This is a genomic window from Streptomyces sp. HNM0645, from assembly GCF_030056615.1.
In the GTDB taxonomy this organism is placed as follows: Bacteria; Actinomycetota; Actinomycetes; order Streptomycetales; family Streptomycetaceae; genus Streptomyces; species Streptomyces marianii.
The window spans coordinates 1-17679 of record NZ_JASHLT010000039.1; the positions used below are offsets into that span (position 1 = coordinate 1).

The 17679-nt window shown below is 72.4% G+C and carries 15 protein-coding genes and 1 pseudogene; 10 read left to right on the forward strand and 6 right to left on the reverse strand.

Going from position 1 to position 17679, the window contains the following annotated elements:
• Positions 1-259 (forward strand): integrase core domain-containing protein (locus tag QMZ92_RS24635; protein ID WP_283299654.1); only part of this gene is annotated, 259 nt, incomplete at its 5' end.
• Positions 260-290: 31 nt separating this feature from the next.
• Here the strand turns inward: QMZ92_RS24635 and QMZ92_RS24640 are convergent.
• Positions 291-2528, reverse strand: a pseudogene (locus QMZ92_RS24640) (RHS repeat domain-containing protein); the annotation flags it as partial.
• A 383-nt stretch (positions 2529-2911) separates the two neighbouring features.
• On the opposite strand from QMZ92_RS24640, the gene QMZ92_RS24645 reads away from it, so the two are divergent.
• Positions 2912-3232: an outer membrane protein assembly factor BamB family protein gene (locus tag QMZ92_RS24645; RefSeq protein WP_283299655.1), complete on the forward strand. Its 321-nt coding sequence runs from the start codon at positions 2912-2914 to the stop codon at positions 3230-3232.
• A 60-nt stretch (positions 3233-3292) separates the two neighbouring features.
• Here QMZ92_RS24645 and msrB read toward each other — a convergent pair whose 3' ends face one another.
• From msrB to QMZ92_RS24665, 4 genes are all read right to left on the reverse strand, one after another.
• Positions 3293-3700 (reverse strand): peptide-methionine (R)-S-oxide reductase MsrB, encoded by a 408-nt coding sequence (gene msrB / locus QMZ92_RS24650; protein WP_283299656.1) that lies wholly within the window; start codon positions 3698-3700, stop codon positions 3293-3295.
• A gap of 36 nt (positions 3701-3736) precedes the next feature.
• On the reverse strand, positions 3737-5131 hold the full coding sequence (murC, locus tag QMZ92_RS24655) for a UDP-N-acetylmuramate--L-alanine ligase (RefSeq protein ID WP_283299657.1): 1395 nt from the start codon (positions 5129-5131) through the stop codon (positions 3737-3739).
• Between the two features lie 42 nt (positions 5132-5173).
• Positions 5174-5644 carry an indole-3-glycerol phosphate synthase gene (locus QMZ92_RS24660; protein ID WP_283299658.1) on the reverse strand — a complete coding sequence of 157 codons (471 nt, stop codon included), beginning with the start codon at positions 5642-5644 and terminating at the stop codon, positions 5174-5176.
• Positions 5645-5746: 102 nt separating this feature from the next.
• A complete protein-coding gene (locus QMZ92_RS24665) occupies positions 5747-6526 on the reverse strand; it encodes a pyrimidine reductase family protein (protein WP_283299659.1) in 780 nt (259 codons plus the stop codon).
• Positions 6527-7016: 490 nt separating this feature from the next.
• Here QMZ92_RS24665 and zapE point away from each other — a divergent pair, with 490 nt between their 5' ends.
• From zapE to QMZ92_RS24685, 4 genes are all read left to right on the forward strand, one after another.
• A complete protein-coding gene (gene zapE, locus QMZ92_RS24670) occupies positions 7017-8072 on the forward strand; it encodes a cell division protein ZapE (protein ID WP_283299705.1) in 1056 nt (351 codons plus the stop codon).
• Between the two features lie 61 nt (positions 8073-8133).
• Entirely contained in the window at positions 8134-8559 is a 426-nt protein-coding gene (locus QMZ92_RS24675) for an OsmC family protein (protein WP_093651891.1), read from the forward strand.
• A gap of 212 nt (positions 8560-8771) precedes the next feature.
• Positions 8772-10208, forward strand: a complete 1437-nt coding sequence (locus QMZ92_RS24680; protein ID WP_283299660.1) for an alkaline phosphatase PhoX — start codon at positions 8772-8774, stop codon at positions 10206-10208.
• Positions 10209-10609: 401 nt separating this feature from the next.
• Positions 10610-11557, forward strand: a complete 948-nt coding sequence (locus QMZ92_RS24685) for a PPK2 family polyphosphate kinase (RefSeq protein WP_283299661.1) — start codon at positions 10610-10612, stop codon at positions 11555-11557.
• A 193-nt stretch (positions 11558-11750) separates the two neighbouring features.
• On the opposite strand, the gene QMZ92_RS24690 is transcribed toward QMZ92_RS24685, so the two are convergent.
• Positions 11751-12863, reverse strand: a complete 1113-nt coding sequence (locus tag QMZ92_RS24690; protein ID WP_502962125.1) for a S1 family peptidase — start codon at positions 12861-12863, stop codon at positions 11751-11753.
• Between the two features lie 283 nt (positions 12864-13146).
• On the opposite strand from QMZ92_RS24690, the gene QMZ92_RS24695 reads away from it, so the two are divergent.
• The 4 genes from QMZ92_RS24695 to QMZ92_RS24710 all read left to right on the forward strand — a co-directional run bounded on the left by QMZ92_RS24695 (position 13147) and on the right by QMZ92_RS24710 (position 17468).
• A complete protein-coding gene (locus QMZ92_RS24695; protein WP_349307760.1) occupies positions 13147-13881 on the forward strand; it encodes a peptidyl-tRNA hydrolase in 735 nt (244 codons plus the stop codon).
• A gap of 110 nt (positions 13882-13991) precedes the next feature.
• Entirely contained in the window at positions 13992-14771 is a 780-nt protein-coding gene (locus tag QMZ92_RS24700) for a DUF4142 domain-containing protein (RefSeq protein WP_283299707.1), read from the forward strand.
• Positions 14772-14918: 147 nt separating this feature from the next.
• The gene (locus tag QMZ92_RS24705) at positions 14919-16409 is read left to right on the forward strand and encodes an MbnB/TglH/ChrH family RiPP precursor modification enzyme (protein WP_283299663.1); all 1491 of its coding nucleotides are present in this window, start codon (positions 14919-14921) and stop codon (positions 16407-16409) included.
• Between the two features lie 6 nt (positions 16410-16415).
• Positions 16416-17468 (forward strand): TIGR04222 domain-containing membrane protein, encoded by a 1053-nt coding sequence (locus QMZ92_RS24710; protein ID WP_283299664.1) that lies wholly within the window; start codon positions 16416-16418, stop codon positions 17466-17468.
• The last annotated feature ends 211 nt before the right edge of the window (positions 17469-17679 follow it).

The window sequence follows — 17679 nt, forward strand, 5'->3', positions numbered from 1 at the left end:
CCGGTTGGGGCTGCGGCAGAGCATGGGACGAACCGGCTCGTGCTACGGCAATGCCGCCGCCGAGAGCTTCTTCGCGCTGCTGAAAGCGGAGATCGGCCCCCGCCGCTGGCCCGACCGGATTACCGCCCGCGCTGAGATCTTCACCTTCATCGAGACCTTCTACAACCGCAAGCGGCCGCGGAGGCATCCAGTCTGGGGCTACCTCACCCCGCTGGAGACCCGGCAGCGACACGAACAAGAACACGCCCTCGCAGCGTAAGCATCGAGTGTCCAGCATCACGGGGAAACTTCAGGCGGCCGGTTCCCTGCTCGTACGTGTTGGTGACGTAGATCTTCTTGTGTCCCGCGATGCTGGCCGTGCCGAGGGTGAGCTGCTGGGCCTGGCTGAGGGCGGAGTAGTCCACGTCGAGGAGGTAGCCGGTGGAGCCGCCGATGGAGGTGACGTTGCCCAGGCTGTCGTACCCGTATCCGACGATCTCCGACTCCAGGCCGCCCATGGCCGGCTCTTTGCTGTTCTGCAGGGTGCCGTCGATGTTGTAGTAGCTGGAGTACTCCAGCGTCGCCGGGGCGCCTGTCTTCACCAGCGGGTCGCCGGCCGGGAGCTGGAGCGTGGATCCCACGGGCCGGGACAGGCTGTCGTAGGCGGTGACGCTCTTGGTGTATGCCTGGCCGGTCTTGCCGCCGACGTAGCGGGTGGAGGTGACGGGGAGGCCCTTGAGCAGGGTGTCGTAGGTGTGGGCGGTGAGCTGGTTGGCGTCGGTCTTCGTGCCGGACCAGGTACCGACCGGTCGGCCGAGCTCGTCGTAGTCGGTCAGGACCGATTTGCCGCGCGAGTCGGTGGACTTGACGGCCTGGTCAAGCGCATTGAAGACGGTGGTCGCCGTGCCCCTGTCCGGGTCGTCCGCGCTGGTCTGGCGGCCGAACAGGTCGTAGCCGTAAGTCCATTTGGCGCCGTCCGGGCCGGTGATGGACGTCTGCTTACCGTCCAACGTGTGGGCGAACTTCGTGGACGTGTACGAGGCGCCCAGACCGGAGCCGTACTGGGTGTCGGCGGGGTCGGCGCCCGCGTATTCGCGGGTCTCGACGGTCTGGCCGCGGACGTCGGTGATGGTCCGGGTGGCAGTACTGCCCTGGAGCGCGGTGGTAGCGGTGGAGTCGCCGGTGTAGCCGGTGGTGGTGGACCACTTCTTGACGCCGTACACGTACAGCGTGCTCGTGGTGGCCCGTCCCGCTCCGTCGAAGACGATCGCAGTCTGGGTGGGTGCCTCGCCGTACTCGGCTCGTGTGTAGGTGCCGTTCGGGGTGGAGGTGGTGTCGAAGATGTCGGCGTAGGTCTCATACGCCAGGCCGCGTGAGTCGTAGCGGGTGTCGGTGAGCAGCCTGCCGCCCTGCGGGGTCGGCGTTTGGGTCTGCAGCGGCCGCAGCAGGGAGTCGGCGATCGCGTAGCTGGTGTTGTAGGTGGTGCCGTCCTTCTTCAGCGTGGAGGTCGACACCCAGGACTGCTCGGTGTTGCTGAGGTGGTAGGCGAACTTGCTGTTGGGGCTCTGGCTTCCGCGAACCCGGTTGGGCTGCCACACCTCGGTCAGCCGTCCGAGGGCATCGTAGGCCAACTCGGTCTTCTTCAGATTCACGTCATAGACACGCTCCGGCAACCCGCGCCGGTGATCCAGGAAGCTGACCTTCCTGAAGCCCTTGGGGTCGGTGACGATCGTCTTGGTCAGCGGCCCTGCCTCGGCCGGTGTGTAGGCCGTGGTAGTCAGTTTGCCGTCGGCGTTGGCCACGCTCAACGGACGTCCCAGCACGTCGTACGCGGTGGTGCCCGTCTTCTGCCAGGTCACCGCCCCCGTGGCACCGTATGCCTCGGCACGGCCGGTCCACGTCGGCTGGCCCTTGGTTGGCTTCATCGTCGGCGACCAAGTGGTGGCGCCGTCGTAGGCGGTGGCCGTGCCGGAGAGTACGTCGCCGCGGCGGGAGGAATCTGCGGGCAGGTCCAGCCCGCTGTCGGCCACGCCGCATGCCTTGCCCACCACCCGCGTCCGGGAGGCGAGTGTGGTCAGCCCTGCGGTGTCGTTGCGGGCGTACCAGGTGTTCGTGCAGGTTTCGTCGCCGGTCTTGGCGTCGTCGCCGCGGTCTTCGACCGTGGCCGGCATGCCGTAGTCGTCATAGCTGGTGGTGAGCGTGCGGGCGCGCCAGGACTTCGGGACCGTCAGATAGGTGTAGGTGGTGGTCGCCTTGGTGCGGACGAACCGGGCGACGTGGTCACCGGCATCGGGTACGCCGGTCTGGCGTGCGGTCTCCTTCGACCACGGCTCGTACGCCTCGGCGCTGATGGCGGTGGCGCCGTCGTAGGTGACCTGCTGACGCAAACTGCCGGCGTACTGGTTGCTGTCCTGGATGGTCGACATGCCGAGGTTCGGGGCCGACAGAGGTGCCAGGGAGACGCTCTTGGTGGTGCCGTCCTTCTTCTTGTCCCCGTGCATGCCCTGCAGGTAGAGGGAGACGGTCTTGGAACGGGTGGTGTCCTTCGCGCTGGGATTCACCGCCGCCCGCACCCATCGCGAGGACGGGTGGCTGGCGCTGCGTCGCACCGGCTGGGATGACTGGAATCGCCCGGGACTGGTCGCACTGGTCCCTCCGGCAGGGGAAACCCCGGCGGCATGGGTGGAGTTGAGCGGGTTCGACCTCGTCAACCACCCGTTCCGGTTCTCCGCAGCCGTCGGCTGCTCTTCCTTCAGGGTGACGCCGAGAAGCCGCACAAGGACAAGTGGGTCGTCGCCGTCGAGCCGGTCGGCCCGATGGGCGAGCCGGTGGTGCGGCAACTGTACCGCTCGAGTGGGACTCAGAGCGGGCAAGGCATCTTTTCGGCGGACCGGGAGTCGAGATAGGCCGGGACCTGGTACACGCGGGTGCGGTGCACGACGGGGCGGGCCTGCTTCCCGGCAACGCGTTCGTTGTGCGGCGCGGCGCGGAGGACGGAGCCGTCCGCTGGGTGTTCACCTGCGACCACCCGGCGACCGCCTTGGACAGTGACGAGGACACCGTGTACGTCGCCTTGAACTCCGGGGAGCTGGTGGCCCTGAGCGCATCCGACGGGACCGTGCGGTGGCGCGGGTCGCTGGAAGTCCACGGCCGGCCCGTGGTGGCGCTGTCGCTCGTGCGGACCGGGTCGGCAGAGCTCCTGATCGGCACGGTGGACGGGCGGATCCTCGACTGCTCGATCGCTGCGGACTGACCTGCGACGTGCCGGGCCCCGGCCGACGTACGGCCGAGGCCCGGGCGGAACGAGAACGGCTCAGTCCTCCACCGGCTCCAGCCGCAGCGAGATGCTGTTGATGCAGTACCGCTGATCGGTCGGAGTGGGATAGCCCTCTCCCTCGAAGACGTGCCCGAGGTGCGAGCCGCAGCGCGCACACCGGACCTCCGTACGGACCATGCCGTACGTCCGGTCCTCCAGCAGCTCCACCGCGCCCGAGTCCTTCGGGTCGTAGAAGGACGGCCAGCCGCAGTGCGACTCGAACTTCTCACCGGAGGTGAAGAGCTCGGCACCGCACGCCCGGCAGGAGTACACGCCCTTGGTCTTGGTGTCCGTGTACTCACCGGTGAAGGCGGGCTCGGTCCCGGCCTGCCGGAGCACGGCGTACTCCGCGGGGCTCAGTTCCGCGCGCCACTGCTCGTCCGGCTTGTCGACGTCGTAGGCCATGATCGGTCTCCCTCACCACTACGGCCCCGAAGGGCCTCAGTCCGACAGACGGGCCAGGATCTTCGGACCGAGGTCCGTCACATCGCCGGCCCCCATGGTGAGAACCAGATCCCCGGGTGCGGCCATTCCCGCGAGCACGTCCGGGACGCTCTCCTTGTCGTGGACGGCCGTCACCCGCGCGGCCGCCGCCTCCGCGGCATCGGTGATCATCGCGCTGGTGACGCCGGGGATCGGGTCCTCGCGGGCCGGGTAGATGTCGAGCACCACGGAGGCGTCGGCGAGCGCGAGGGCCCGGCCCATCTCGGCGCCGAGCTCCTGGGTGCGGGAGAACAGGTGCGGCTGGAAGACGACGAGCAGCCGCCGGTCGCCCGCCGCAGCCCGCATGGCCTCCAGGTCCGCGGTCATCTCGGTGGGGTGGTGCGCGTAGGAGTCGATGACCTGGACGCCCTTCGCCTCGCCCTTGAGCTGGAGGCGGCGGCCGACACCCGTGTAGGCCGTGAGGGCGTGGGCCAGCCCGGCCGGGTCCAGGCCCAGCCGGGCGCCGGCGGCGAGGGCGGCGGCGGCGTTGTGGGCGTAGTGGCGTCCGGGGACGGAGACGGTGAAGGTGATCTCCCCGGCGTCCGGGAGGGCGACCGTGACCTCGCTGGTCATGCCGTGGGGTGTGATCGAGCGGATCCGGACTTCGGCACCCTCGTCCTCACCGACGGTGACGACGGTGAGGTCCGGGCGGCCGGATACCCGGGCGGCCAGCTCGCGGGCTCCGGCGTGCTCGCCGACGACCAGTGCCCCGCCGGCGGGGATCTTGGCGACGAAGGCCTCGAAGGACTCGTAGATCTCGTCCATGGAGGCGTAGTTGGCGTGGTGGTCGAGCTCGACGTTGAGGACGATCGCGACGTCCGGGTCGTACTTCTGGAAGCTGCGGTCGCTCTCGTCGGCCTCGGCGACGAACAGGTCTCCGTCGCCGTGCCGGGCGTTCGTGCCGGGGCCGGCGAGATCGCCGCCGATGGCGTACGACGGGTCGAGTCCCAGCTCCGTCAGGGCCACGGCCAGCATCGACGTGGTGGTGGTCTTGCCGTGGGTACCGGCCACCGCGATGGTCCGGGAGGTGCGCATCAGCGCGGCGAGGGCGTCGGACCGGTGGACGACCGGAACGCCGAGTTCGGCGGCACGGGCCAGCTCGGGGTTGTCGGCGCGGATCGCGCTGGAGACGACGACGCAGGACGCGTCGTCGGCGAGGTGCTCGGCGGCGTGCCCGATGTGCACGGTCGCGCCCAGTGCCCGCAGCGCCTCGGCCGTCGTGGACTCCCTGGCGTCACTGCCCGCGACCTTGGCGCCCCGCTGGGCGAGGATCCTGGCGATCCCGGACATTCCGGCGCCGCCGATGCCGATGAAGTGCGGCCGTTCCATGGCGTTGGGGATGCCGGATGCCATGCGCGTGTCTCCCAGGGTGCGACGTCGTACGAGGGGCCCAGCCTATTCGCTGTGCGCGAAGAGCTTCAGCACCGGTACGCCGACCTTGTGCCGGGCACGGGAGGCCCAGTCGCGGTGGAAGAACTCCTCGACGTAGTGGGGCGCGGTCAGGACGATCACCTCGTCGGCGCCGGCCTCCTCGACGACGGTCTTCATCTTGTCGAGCGGGTGCTCCTCGACGACCTGGCCGACCGCCTCGGCCCCCGCGGCCCGCAGGGCGTTCAGGGAGTGCACGAGGGCGAGCTCCGCAGGCTGCCGGGCCTTCTCGCCCTCGGGCTCCTCGCCCTCGCGGACGGCTTCCTTGAGCTCGCCCATGGCCACGTCGTCGATGGCGCGCAGCAGCAGGTCGGCCTGGTCGCCGCGCGGCTGCATGAGCACGATGAACGACACGGGCTCGTCTCCGTGCAGCGTCGTGACGAACTCCACGTCGGTCGCCGTGAGGGGCTTCTCGATCATCAATACGCTTGTGAACACGTCAGGAGCCCTTCTGCCGGAACCGTCCTTCCCCGTGTCCGTACGGGGTCTGCGAGTAGTGTGCCCGGCCGGAGCAAACCAGTACATAACCTGTCGGGAACGTCAGGTTCGACGGTATCGGGCAAAGAGGAACCCGGCCTCCTCCAGCAGGGACGCCAGCGCGAAACGCTCCGGCACCGCCCGGTCGGTTCCGTACGCGATCCGCTGGGCGGTGCCGGAGGTGAGCGTCGGCGACACCGTCAGGCACAGCTCGTCGAGTACCCCGGATCCGACGAACTGACCCAGGAGCCTCGGCCCCCCTTCCGTGAGCAGCCGCCGCAGGCCGCGTCCGGCCAGCGCCTCGACGGCCCGGGCCGGGTCGACGCCCGTCCCGTCGCCCGCGACGAGGACCTCCGCCCCGGCCTCCGCCGCGGCGGCGACCCGCTCCGGCGGCGCGGAGGCCCCGGTGAGGACCAGCGTCGGCACCAGGGGGGAGGTGAAGAGCGGCAGGGAGAAGTCGAGGTCGAGGCTCGCGCTCACCACGGCGATCGCGGGGGCCGGGGCCTGTCCGGCGGCCGCACGGCGGCCCGCGAAGGCGTCCCGGGCACGGGCGGGGCGGTAGCCCTCCTGCCGTACCGTCTCCGCACCGACGACCACGGCGTCGGCCAGCCCCCGCAGGGTGCCGAAGATCCGCATGTCCGAGTCGGACGACAGCGGCTGCGACTTCCCGTCGTGCTGGGCGGCCCCGTCGAGGGACGAGACCATGTTCGCCCGCAGCCAGGGGCCCTCCGCGGCCGGATAGGCGTAGGCGTCGGCCAGCTCGTCCAGCCCCCACTCGCGGTCGGTCGCGGCGCGGGCACCGGCGGGGTCGTTCGGGTCGGGCAGGGGGAACAGACGTCGCATACCGAGCAGTCTGGCACGGGCCGCGCGTCCCCAGGACGCGGCCACCGGAGCACGCATGCCGGCCGCGGCGACCTCGCGTCGGGGCTTCACGGTCGCATGCGCCCCGCCCGCGTACGTCCCGGTCGCGTACGGCGGGCCGCGGGCAGGCGTGCTCCGCCCGCCGACGGGTCACGTGCGGGCAGGGGGGCGACGGGGAGCCCCCGGGAGCGCCCCTCCCCCGCGGCCGAGAGGGCACGCGGATCGGACGGCCGTTCCCTGCCCTTCCAAGGGCTCTTCCGGTGGCCCCACCAGATCCGCCCGAGATCCGTCCGAGGCCCGTCCGACGGCCGCTCCCGGGCGCACTCCGTTCCGGGGCGCGTGGGACGCGGGGGCGTACGACTGCCCGAGGACGCCCTGACATGCGAGGACGCCTGCCGTCCCGGGGCGCCGGACGCGCGCGGCGGCCGTCCTTCCGGACTCAGTACAGTGGGGGGTTGTGTCGACCACCCCCATGACCGAAGCCGTCCCGCTCTCGCTGTGCGCCCGCGAGCCCCGTGTCCCCGCCGACCGCCTGGTCGCGGAGATGGTGCCGCCGCCGCGCTTCGACTCGGTGCGCTTCGAGACGTACGTCCCCGATCGGAACCAGCCCAGCCAGGCCGAGGCGGTCACGGTGCTGAGCTCGTTCGCGGCGGGTCTGGGCGGTGCGCACGCCACCGGCAGCGGCAGGCGCCGCTGGTTCGCGAGGAAGCCCGCGGCGCCGGCGGCACCCAGGGGGGTCTATCTGGACGGCGGCTACGGCGTCGGCAAGACCCACCTCCTCGCCTCCCTCTGGCACGCCACACCCGCCGAGCCGTCCCTCAAGGCGTTCGGCACCTTCGTGGAGCTGACGAACCTGGTCGGCGCGCTGGGCTTCCAGCAGACCGTGAAGACCCTGAGCGGCCACCGGCTCCTGTGCATCGACGAGTTCGAACTGGACGACCCGGGCGACACCGTTCTCGTGTCGACCCTGCTCGGCAAGCTCGTCGAGGCGGGCGTCGCCCTCGCGGCGACCTCCAACACCCTGCCCGGCAAGCTCGGGGAGGGCCGCTTCGCCGCCGCCGACTTCCTCCGCGAGATCCAGGGGCTGTCCGCGCACTTCCGGCCGCTGCGGATCGACGGCGAGGACTACCGCCACCGCGGCCTGCCCGAGGCGCCCGCACCCTTCTCTGACGAGCAGGTCACCCGGGCCGCGCACGTCACCGGGGACGCTTCGCTCGACGACTTCCCGCAGCTGCTGGAGCATCTCGCACGGGTGCACCCCAGCCGCTACGGCGCGCTGACGGACGGCGTGCGCGCGGTCTGCCTCACCGACGTGCGGCCGGTGCCGGACCAGTCGACGGCTCTGCGGCTCGTCGTGCTCGCGGACCGGCTCTACGACCGGGAGGTGCCGGTGCTGGCCTCCGGACTCCCCTTCGACCGGCTGTTCAGCGACGAGATGCTGAAGGGCGGGTACCGGAAGAAGTACTTCCGGGCGATCTCCCGGCTGACGGCACTCGCGCGGGACGCCAAGGGCCTCGTCGAACAGTAGGTTCCAGTAGGTTGGGCCCGGTTGGAACCGATTCATTGAATGCTTTGAGAAGGGATCCATCATGGCCACCACGCGCCAGGCCCACACCGTCTGGGACGGCGACCTGCTCTCCGGCTCCGGCGTCGTCACGTTCGACTCCTCCGGTATCGGCGACTTCCCCGTCTCCTGGCCGTCGCGCGCCGAGCAGGCGAACGGCAAGACCAGTCCTGAGGAGCTGATCGCCGGCGCCCACTCCAGCTGCTTCTCCATGGCCCTCTCGCACGGTCTCGCGGGTGCCGGCACGCCGCCCACCCGCCTGGAGACCAAGGCCGACGTCACGTTCCAGCCGGGCGAGGGCATCACGGGCATCCACCTGACCGTCGAGGGCCAGGTTCCCGGCCTCGACCAGGAGGGCTTCCAGGCGGCCGCTGAGGAAGCCAAGAAGAACTGCCCGGTGAGCCAGGCCCTTTCGGGGACGACGATCACGCTGACGGCGAAGCTCGCGTAGCACGGCGCAGTTCGCGCAGCGACGCCTCGCCACTCGCCCGGGGCCCTCGGCACTCGCCCGGGGCCCTCGCCACTCGGGAGACACCGCGCGGCCGTCACCCACGCGGCACCGCGCGTCCCACGGGGCACGGTGACCCGCATGCTTCACGCGTGGCCACACGCCTGGTACACACATGCGGGTCACATCTCTGTCCGCCAACAGGGAGTTGCCTCATGACCGCAGAACACACGCAGGAATCACAGGGGGTTGCCGGGAGCGGGGCCCTCGAACCCCCGGGTGCCCCCGCCGCCTCCTCCGCGACGCGGCGCCGGGTCCTCGCCGGTACGGGTGCCGCTGTCGCCGGAATCGCCTTCACCGGAGCCTTCTCGGAACTCTTCGCGGGTACGGCCGCCGCCCGCGGCCACTCCGGCTACGGCCCGCTCGTCCCGGACCCGCACGGCCTCCTCGACCTGCCGAAAGGTTTCCGCTATCGGGTGCTCTCCCGCGAGGGCGAGCCGCTGCGCTCCGGCGAGGGCCCGGTGCCCGGCAACCACGACGGCATGGCCGCCCTGCCCGGACGCCGGGGCCGGGTCCATCTCCTGCGCAACCACGAGAACCGGCACAACGCCCGCATCGGCGTTCCCGTCGTCGACGGACTCACCTACGACCCGGCGGCCAAGGGCGGCTGTACGGCGCTCACCCTCGACGGCCGCAACAACGTCCTCGACGAGCGCGTCGCCATCGCGGGCACCGCCGTCAACTGCGCGGGCGGGCCCACGCCCTGGGGAACCTGGCTCACCTGCGAGGAGACCGAGGACAAGGCCGGCACCAACGGCTGCACCAAGGACCACGGTTTCGTGTTCGAGGTGGACGGCGCCGATCCGCGCCGGACCGGCGCCGTACCGCTGACCGCGATGGGCCGCTTCCAGCACGAGGCGGTCGCGGTCGATCCGCGCAGCGGGATCGTCTACGAGACGGAGGACGCCTTCGAGAGGCCGTTCGGGCTGTTCTACCGCTTCCTGCCGGAGAAACCACTCGGCGGCAGGGGCTCGCTGCGGGCCGGGGGACGGCTGGAGGCGATGCGGGTCCCGGGACTGCCCGACCTGTCCGCGATCCAGGAGACGGGCGCCGGGTTCGACGGCGTCGAGTGGGTCCGCGTGCCCGATCCGCAGGCGCGTCGGACGCCCGTCCGGCTGCAGGACTTCGGCCCGAAGGGAATCACCCACGCCCAGAAGCTGGAGGGCTGCTACTGGGGCGGCTCGTCCGTCTACTTCGTCTCCAGTTTCGCCCGCAGCGCCGAGGGCTCGGCGGCCGACCACTTCGGGCAGGTGTGGCGGTACGAACCGCGGCGGCGCCGGCTGACCCTGGTCGTCGTCTTCGGGCCCGCGACCGACGTGCAACTGCCCGGCGAATCCCCGGACAACATCTGCCTCGCCCCGGGCGGCGGGCTGATGGTGGCGGAGGACGGGAACGGCGCCCAGCACGTGTACGGGGTCACCAAGCGCGGCGAGGTGTACGCGATGGCGCGCAACCGCCAGGACATCGGCACCCCGGAGGAGCCCGAGTGGGGCGAGTTCGCGGGCGTCACGTTCTCGCCGGACGGCGGCACGATGTACGTGAACTGCTACAAGCCGGGTACGACGTTCGCGGTGACCGGTCCCTGGCGCTGATCGCCGCGGCCCGGCACTGAGACCGGCGGGCCCGGCCCCGGGCCGGGGCCGGGCCCGGGGTGCCACCGCCGACGGGCGCACGGATCGCTTCCGGGCGCCCGTCGTCGCACACCGGTCGCCGCCGCCCGCGCCCCGGGCCCGCCGTGACGCCGACGCCCGGGTGCCGCCTCGCGGGCGGACCGGGCGTCGCTCGCGCCGGCGACCGTTCCGGTGGAGGATCGGAGGGCCGGACGGGCCCGGGGAAGACCTCGGGGAGCACCGGTGGCCGGCGAGCACCCCGCCCCGGGCGGGACCGGCGGCCGGAGGAGACCGGCGGCCTGACGGGACCGTGACCGGAGAAGACCGATGGCCGGACAGGACCGTGGCCGGAGACGGCCCGGAGAGAGCCCGAGGTGACCAGGATGACCACGAAGAGCGGCCGCAGCGGGCGGCTCCCCGACCCGCTTCCCGATCCCGACCCGGCCCCGGCCCCGGCCCCGGCCCCGGACGAGGTCGCGGACCGGTACCCGGGCCGGCTCCGTGACGTGCTGCGCGTCCCGGCGGGCGGTCGCCTCGACCTCTCCTCGTACGACCCGGGCGGGGTCCCGGCCGGTCCGCGGGACAAGGCCGCGGGCCTGGAAGCGGCCGCGGCTGCGGGCAGGCGCCTGGCGGAGCTGCAGGAGCGGCTGTACGCGGCGGCGTCCGCGGGCGACCGGCGCCGGCTGCTGCTGATCCTCCAGGGCATGGACACCAGCGGCAAGGGCGGCACCGTCAAGCACGTCATCGGTCATTTCAATCCCGCCGGCTGCCGGATCAAGGCGTTCAAGGCCCCCACGACGGAGGAGCGGGACCACCACTTCCTCTGGCGGATCGCCCGGGAGTTGCCGCGCTCCGGCGACATCGGGATCTTCGACCGCTCGCACTACGAGGACGTCCTGATCGCCAGGGTTCGCGGCCTGGTGCCGCGCGAGCGGATCCGCCGCCGCTACGACGAGATCAACGCCTTCGAGCGGGCCCTCGCGGAGGACGGCTTCACCATCGTGAAGGTCTTCCTCCACATCTCCCCCGAGGAGCAGCGGCGCCGGCTGCTGGCACGCCTCGACAACCCGGACAAGCACTGGAAGTTCAACCAGGGGGACATCGAGGAGCGGGCCCTGTGGCCGGCCTACCAGAAGGCGTACGAACGGGCCCTGGAGCGCTGCTCGCTCCCCGAGGCGCCCTGGTACGTCGTGCCCGCCGACCGCAAGTGGTACCGCAACTGGGCGGTGAGCAGGCTGCTGCTGGAGCACCTGGAGGAGCTCGACCCGCAGTACCCGAAGGGGGACTTCGACATCGAGGCGAGCAGGAGGCTGCTGCTGGGGAACGGCTGAGCACCGGAGCCCGGCCCGCGGTGGTGACCGCGACGGCAGCAGCGTCAGCGGCCCCGGGCATCGGCGGATGCCCGGGGCCGCTGACGCTGCCCCTTCCTCGTTCCCTCGTTCGCCGTCGTGGCCGGGTGCCGTCTCTCCACCTGGGCAGGCCCTCGGCGGGGCGGGCCACCGACCGCCCCGGCGGGTGGCGGCGTCAGCCGATCTGTGCGCCGACCGCCTCGAGCGCGGTCGTCACCGGCTGGAAGAAGGTCTCGCCGCCCGAGGTGCAGTCGCCGCTGCCGCCGGACGTCAGGCCGATCGCACTGCCGTCCCGGGTGAACAGCGCGCCGCCGCTGTCGCCCGGCTCGGCGCAGACGTTGGTCTGTATCAGTCCGCTGACGGTGCCCTCGGGGTAGTTCACGGTGGCGTTCAGGCCGGTCACCTGGCCGCCGTTGAGGCCGGTGGTGCTTCCCATGCGGAAGACCTCCTGGCCGACGGCGGCGTCGGCGGCCTGCCCGATCTCCAGGAGCTGCCCGTTGCCCAGGTCGACGGCGCTCGGCGCCTCCGTGTTCGGGTCGTCGTACGTCACGAGCGCGAAGTCGCCCTCACCGGGGAAGACGGACTCCTGGGCGGTGCCGACGGGCTGTCCGCCCTGTTGCTCGGACCACTGTTCGGAGGCGGCGGTGCAGTGGCCGGCCGTGAGGAATCCGGGCTGTCCGTCCTGGGTCGTGACGTTGAAGCCGAGTGAGCAGCGCGAACCGCCGCCGAAGATGGCGTCCCCGCCTTCCAGGAGGGGCTTGAACTCGCCCTTGGACTTCTGGAGCCGGGCCACCCCGTCGCCGAGCGACTCGACGGCCGACTCGACGGTGTTCCACCGGTCGCCGGTGACGGTGCGGTCGGCGGTCACCAGGATCTGGTTGTTCCTCGGGTCGATGGCCCAGGCCGTGCCCGGGACAGCCGCATCGCTGGAGAGCGAGCGGGTCGCGGACTTCAGCGTGGAGAAGCTGTTCTGCACGCTGCGGGCCACGGCACCGGCCCGCTTGATCTCGATGTTCACATCGTTGTCGTTGCCGACGACGTTCACGATGAGCTGCTGCTTCGACGCGTCGTAGTAGGCGCCGCCGTAGGATTCGCCGAGCTGCTTGCCCAGCTGCTGGAGAAGATCCGCTGCCGAGGCGGCGCTCATCTTTCTGGGAGCGATCTTGTCGTCCTCGGATCCGGACTGCGAAGCGTTGGCATTCGGCAGCAGTACGGCGGCTGCGGCTATGCCCACCGCTCCGGCTCCGGCGAGTATCGCCTTCCGCTTGGGTATACGCCTGTGACTCAACTCTTCGCCTCCTGCGGGGGTACGGACTCCGGTCGCCGAAGGGGACCGGGAGGGGGGGACGCGTCCTGCCCTTCATACGGACGCGGCACCCGTGTTCGTTCATCGCCCCCGCAAAGAAACTTGCTTGACGGTTCGTCAGACAGGGAGTGGACCGTGTCACCGGGGCGGGCCGGATCCCCGGGAGGAGGGGAGCGAGCAGCGCGTTCCCTCCGGTCCGGCGGAGCCACCGGGCCGGGGACCCCGGGGCCCCCGGCCGCTCGCCGCCGGCTGGCAGACTGTGCGGGTGAACAGCACCGACAGCCCCGGCAGCCCCTTCCGCCAGGAGCCGACGCCGCGCGACAAGGCCCCCCAGTTCGTCCTGCCGCTCGTCGTCCGGATCGAGAAGACCGCGCCGCCGTCCCGTACCGACGCGCTGGAGACCGCCGCCCGCGCGGTCGTGGTGATGCTCGCCGACGGGCGGTCCTCCGGGGACGGCGAGTGGGCCGGGCGCGTACGGGACTGGCAGGACGGCCGGATCCGGAAGGTGGTGCGCAGGGCGCGCGGGGCCGAGTGGCGCAAGGCGTCGGAACTGCCGGGCATCACCGTGACCGGGGCCGGCGCCGAGGTCCGGGTCTTCCCGCCGGTGCCACTGGACGGCTGGCCCAGGGAACTGTCGAAGCTCCAGGTGTCGGGCACGGAGCTCGAGGACCCCGAGGAACCGGCCGGTGACGTCGGCCCCGACCGTGCCCTGATCTGGCTCAACCCGGAACTGCGCATGTCGACGGGCAAGGAGATGGCCCAGGTCGGCCACGGGGCGCAACTGCTGTGGTGGGACATGGACGAGGCCGAACGTACGGCGTGGCGCGACGCCGGGTTCCCCCTGGCCGTCCGGACCGCCGCCGCCGGCCGCTGGGCCGAGCTCGCCGCGAGCGGCCTGCCGACGGTCCGGGACGCCGGTTTCACGGAGATCGCCCCCGGCTCCGTGACGGTCGTCGCCGACCATCCCGTACGGAAACGAATCTTCCCCGAGCGCGCCTGAACGGATCAGGCCTCCCGAACGTACCTTCCGGTACTGCCAAGCAGTCTGAGTCGCCGGTTCCGTGACCGGCGGTTCCGCGGTACGCACATTCGGATCGGGAGGCACACTTGCTGCGTCGCGTCAACGGGACAGCTCTCATCATTGCGGCACTGGTCGCCACAGTGGGCGCGCTCGCTTTCCCCGTATGGTCCTACGCCGACCGGTCCGGGACTGGCCAGGCCAATCTCAACGCCTCGTCCGTGGCCACCCAGTGGGGGCCGCTGACGGCGACCGACCGCGACTTCCTGGTCAAGGTGCGGCTCGCCGGCCTGTGGGAGCTGCCCGCCGGGCAGCAGGCGCTCGAGCGCGCCCCGACCCAGGCGATCAAGGACGCGGGCGACCACCTCATCGTCGGGCACAGCGACCTCGACCAGCGTGCCCGCGACGTGGCGGCGAAGCTCGGCGTGGAGCTGCCGAACGTGCCCAACGAGCAGCAGCAGGGCTGGCTGAGAGAGCTGTCGGCGGCGAGCGGCCGCGAGTACGAGTACAAGTTCGCGAACCTGCTGCGCAACGCGCACGGCAAGGTCTTCTCCCTCATCGCCCAGGTCCGCCACACCACCCGCAACACCCTGATACGCCAGCTGGCGTCCGACGCGAACCAGACGGTGCTCGACCACATCACGATGCTGGAGAACACCGGCATGGTCGACTTCGACTCGATCGCCAACGAGGCCGCCGGCGGTGCCACGGCCAGCCCCACGGGCCCGCCGCCGCCGGACGGGAACCTGCCGCCGGCGCCGACCCCGGCCGTGCCGCCGGGTCAGATCGAGACCACCTCGCGTCCCTCGACCCAGCCGGGACCGCCGACGGCGGTCAACACCAACCGCCCGGCTCCGGGGGCGAGCAACTGACGACGGGCTCCCGGCTCCCGGCTCCCGGGCGTGGGAATCCCCGGCCAGGGGGCCGGAACCTCAAATGAAGCTCTGAACGTCCCCTCCTCTGGATTGGGCAAGGTCCCACGGGGCCATGACCCCTGCAGACGCGGAGGAGGGGGACCCATGAAGCAGCCCGACAGGCTCGGAACCGGTATCGGCTGGCGCCCGGAGATCGCCGCTGCCGTGGAGCGGCTCCCCGGTCTCGACTGGGTCGAGGTCGTCGCGGAGAACGTCTGCCCCGGCCATCTCCCCGACTCGCTCGGGCGGCTGAGGGAGCGGGGCGTCACCGTCGTCCCGCACGGCGTCTCGCTGGGACTCGGCGGGGCGGAACGGCCGGACGCGCGCCGGCTGGCCGATCTGGCCGCACGCGCCGAGGCGTTGGGGGCGCCGCTCGTCACCGAGCACATCGCCTTCGTCCGCGCGGGCGGTGCGCTCACCGCCTCACCCCGGCTGGAGGCGGGGCACCTGCTCCCCGTCCCGCGCACCCGCGACGCGCTGGACGTCCTCTGCGAGAACGTCCGGATCGCCCAGGACAGCCTGCCCGTGCCGCTCGCCCTGGAGAACATCGCCGCCCTGATCTCGTGGCCCGGCGAGGAGATGACGGAGGGTCGGTTCCTCGCGGAGCTCGTCGAGCGCACCGGGGTACGGCTGCTGATCGACGTCGCCAATCTGCACACCAACCACGTCAACCGGGGCGAGGACCCGGTCCGCGCCCTGGACGAGCTGCCCGTCGAGGCGATCGCGTACGTCCATGTCGCGGGCGGTCTGGAGCGGGACGGCGTCTGGCACGACACCCACGCCCACCCCGTGCCGCGCCCGGTCCTCGACATCCTCGCCGAGCTGCGCTCGCGCATCGACCCGGCCGGTGTGCTGCTGGAGCGGGACGACGACTTCCCACCCGAGGAGGAGCTGGCGGCGGAACTGGAGACGATCCGCGCGACCCTCGCCGCGTCCCCGCCCCGGGCGCCTCGCACCCAGGTGCAGGGCACTCCGGCCACGCGTACCGGTGATGCGGACGCGGCGCGCGAGCCGGCGTCCCGTACCGCGGCGACGACGGCTCCGGGGCCGACCCCGGTTCCAGGCACGGGACCGGGCACCGGTACGGACGCGGGTACGGATCCGCCCACCGGGACGAGCCGGGACGCGGGTGCGAGGCCGAGCCCGGGTACGGACGCGGGTGCGGATCCGTTCACGGGTGCGGACCCGGCCGCGCGGGAACGGCTCGGGCTCGCGCAGGCCGCTCTGCTGTCCGCGTTGGTCGCCGGGACGCCCGCGCCGGAGGGGTTCGACGCCCGGCGGCTGAGGGTGCAGATCCGGGCGCTCGCGGCCAAGCGGGCCGACGTCGTCGCCAAGGTGGCGCCCGAACTGCCGGAGATCCTCGGCGCCGGCTACCGGCCCGCGTACCTCGACTACGCCAAGTCCCGCCCGATGCGCGACGGTTACCGCCGGGACGCGCTGGACTTCGTCGAGCATCTGCTGGTCGCGGCCCGGCCGGAGGATCCGGTCGCACGCCGGCGGCTCACCCACTGGTGGCAGGACCGGGCGGCGCCGCGCCCGCCGCGCCGCGCCGTCCGCTTCGTCCGCGCGGCCCGTGCCGCTCTCGTCAGGAGGTGAACCCGCATGTCGCTGAACGTACTCGCCGTCGTCGTGTATCTCGCCGTGGGTGTCTCCTCGGCCCTGGTCGTGAAGGGCCTGGCGCAGGCCCGCAGGGGCCCCGGCGGCCCGGTGCACGACCTCATGGAGGCAGCGTTCCTCAACGGCGGGCCCGCCAGGGCCGTCGACACCGCACTGACCGCCATGGTCACGGACGGGCGGCTGGTGGTCGGAGGGCCGGGCGTCGTCGCCGTCCGTCGGCCCGTCGCCCGCGACCACGTCGAACGCGCCGTCCTGGACGAGCTGGCACGGGCCCCGAGCGGAGCGCTGCACGACCTGCGGCTCGCGGTGATGCGCAACCCCGCCGTGCAGGAGATCGGCGACGGGCTCGCGGCGCGCGGACTGATGATCGCGCCCGGCGACGTCCGGCGCTGGAGGACCTGGTCCACCTGGCAGCTCGTACTGTCCCTGGTACTGCTGCCGGTCTCGCTCGTCGCGACGTTCGTGCAGTACGAGTTCCACGAGGGCTTCGCCGACATGCCGTTCCCGTTCGTCGTCAAGGTCTTTCCCGCGTGCTTCGCGGGGGTGGTCGTCGCGGCGGTCTGCACCTCCCGGGCCCGCCGCCGCGTCAGCGCCGCGGGGCACCGCGCGGCCGCGGAATTCCGGGCGGCGCACGCCCACCGCACCGACGCCGGCCATCTGGTGGTGTTCGGCGGACTGCGCGCCGTGCCCGACCCCGTGCTCCAGGCGCAGTTGATCGCGGCGGCCAGGCTGGTGCGCACCGGCGGCGGGCGGCCCTCCCCGGCAGGTACCCGGGCCGGTGCCCGCGCCGGAGGCAGCGGCCACAGCGGTACGTCCGACACCGCGGCCTACCTCCCCGTCGCCGTGTGGTGCGCGGCCTCCGGCGGCTGCTCGGGCGGGTCCGGCGGCGGAGGCTGCGGCGGGGCGGGCGGCGGTTCCTGCGGCTCGGGCGGCGGTTGCGGCGGATCGTCCGGCGGCGGCTCGAGTTGCGGGGGCGGTTCGGGCGGTGGATCCGGCTGCGGGGGCGGGTCCAGCTGCGGCGGGGGCGGTTCGACCTGACGGCCAGTCCCTGCGGGACGACAGCGGCGTCACGCCGGCGGGCCTTCCGGGCCAAGGGCACCCGGTACGGGGGCGCGCGTCGGCCCGGGGCCGGGATTCGGTACGAGCGGGTACGCACCCCACCCGCCCCGGGCCGCGGCGGTCCGCGTCGCGGAACTCCCGTGGTGCCCGGGGCCGATGCCGCGCACCGGACCCGGCCCGGCACCCGAGG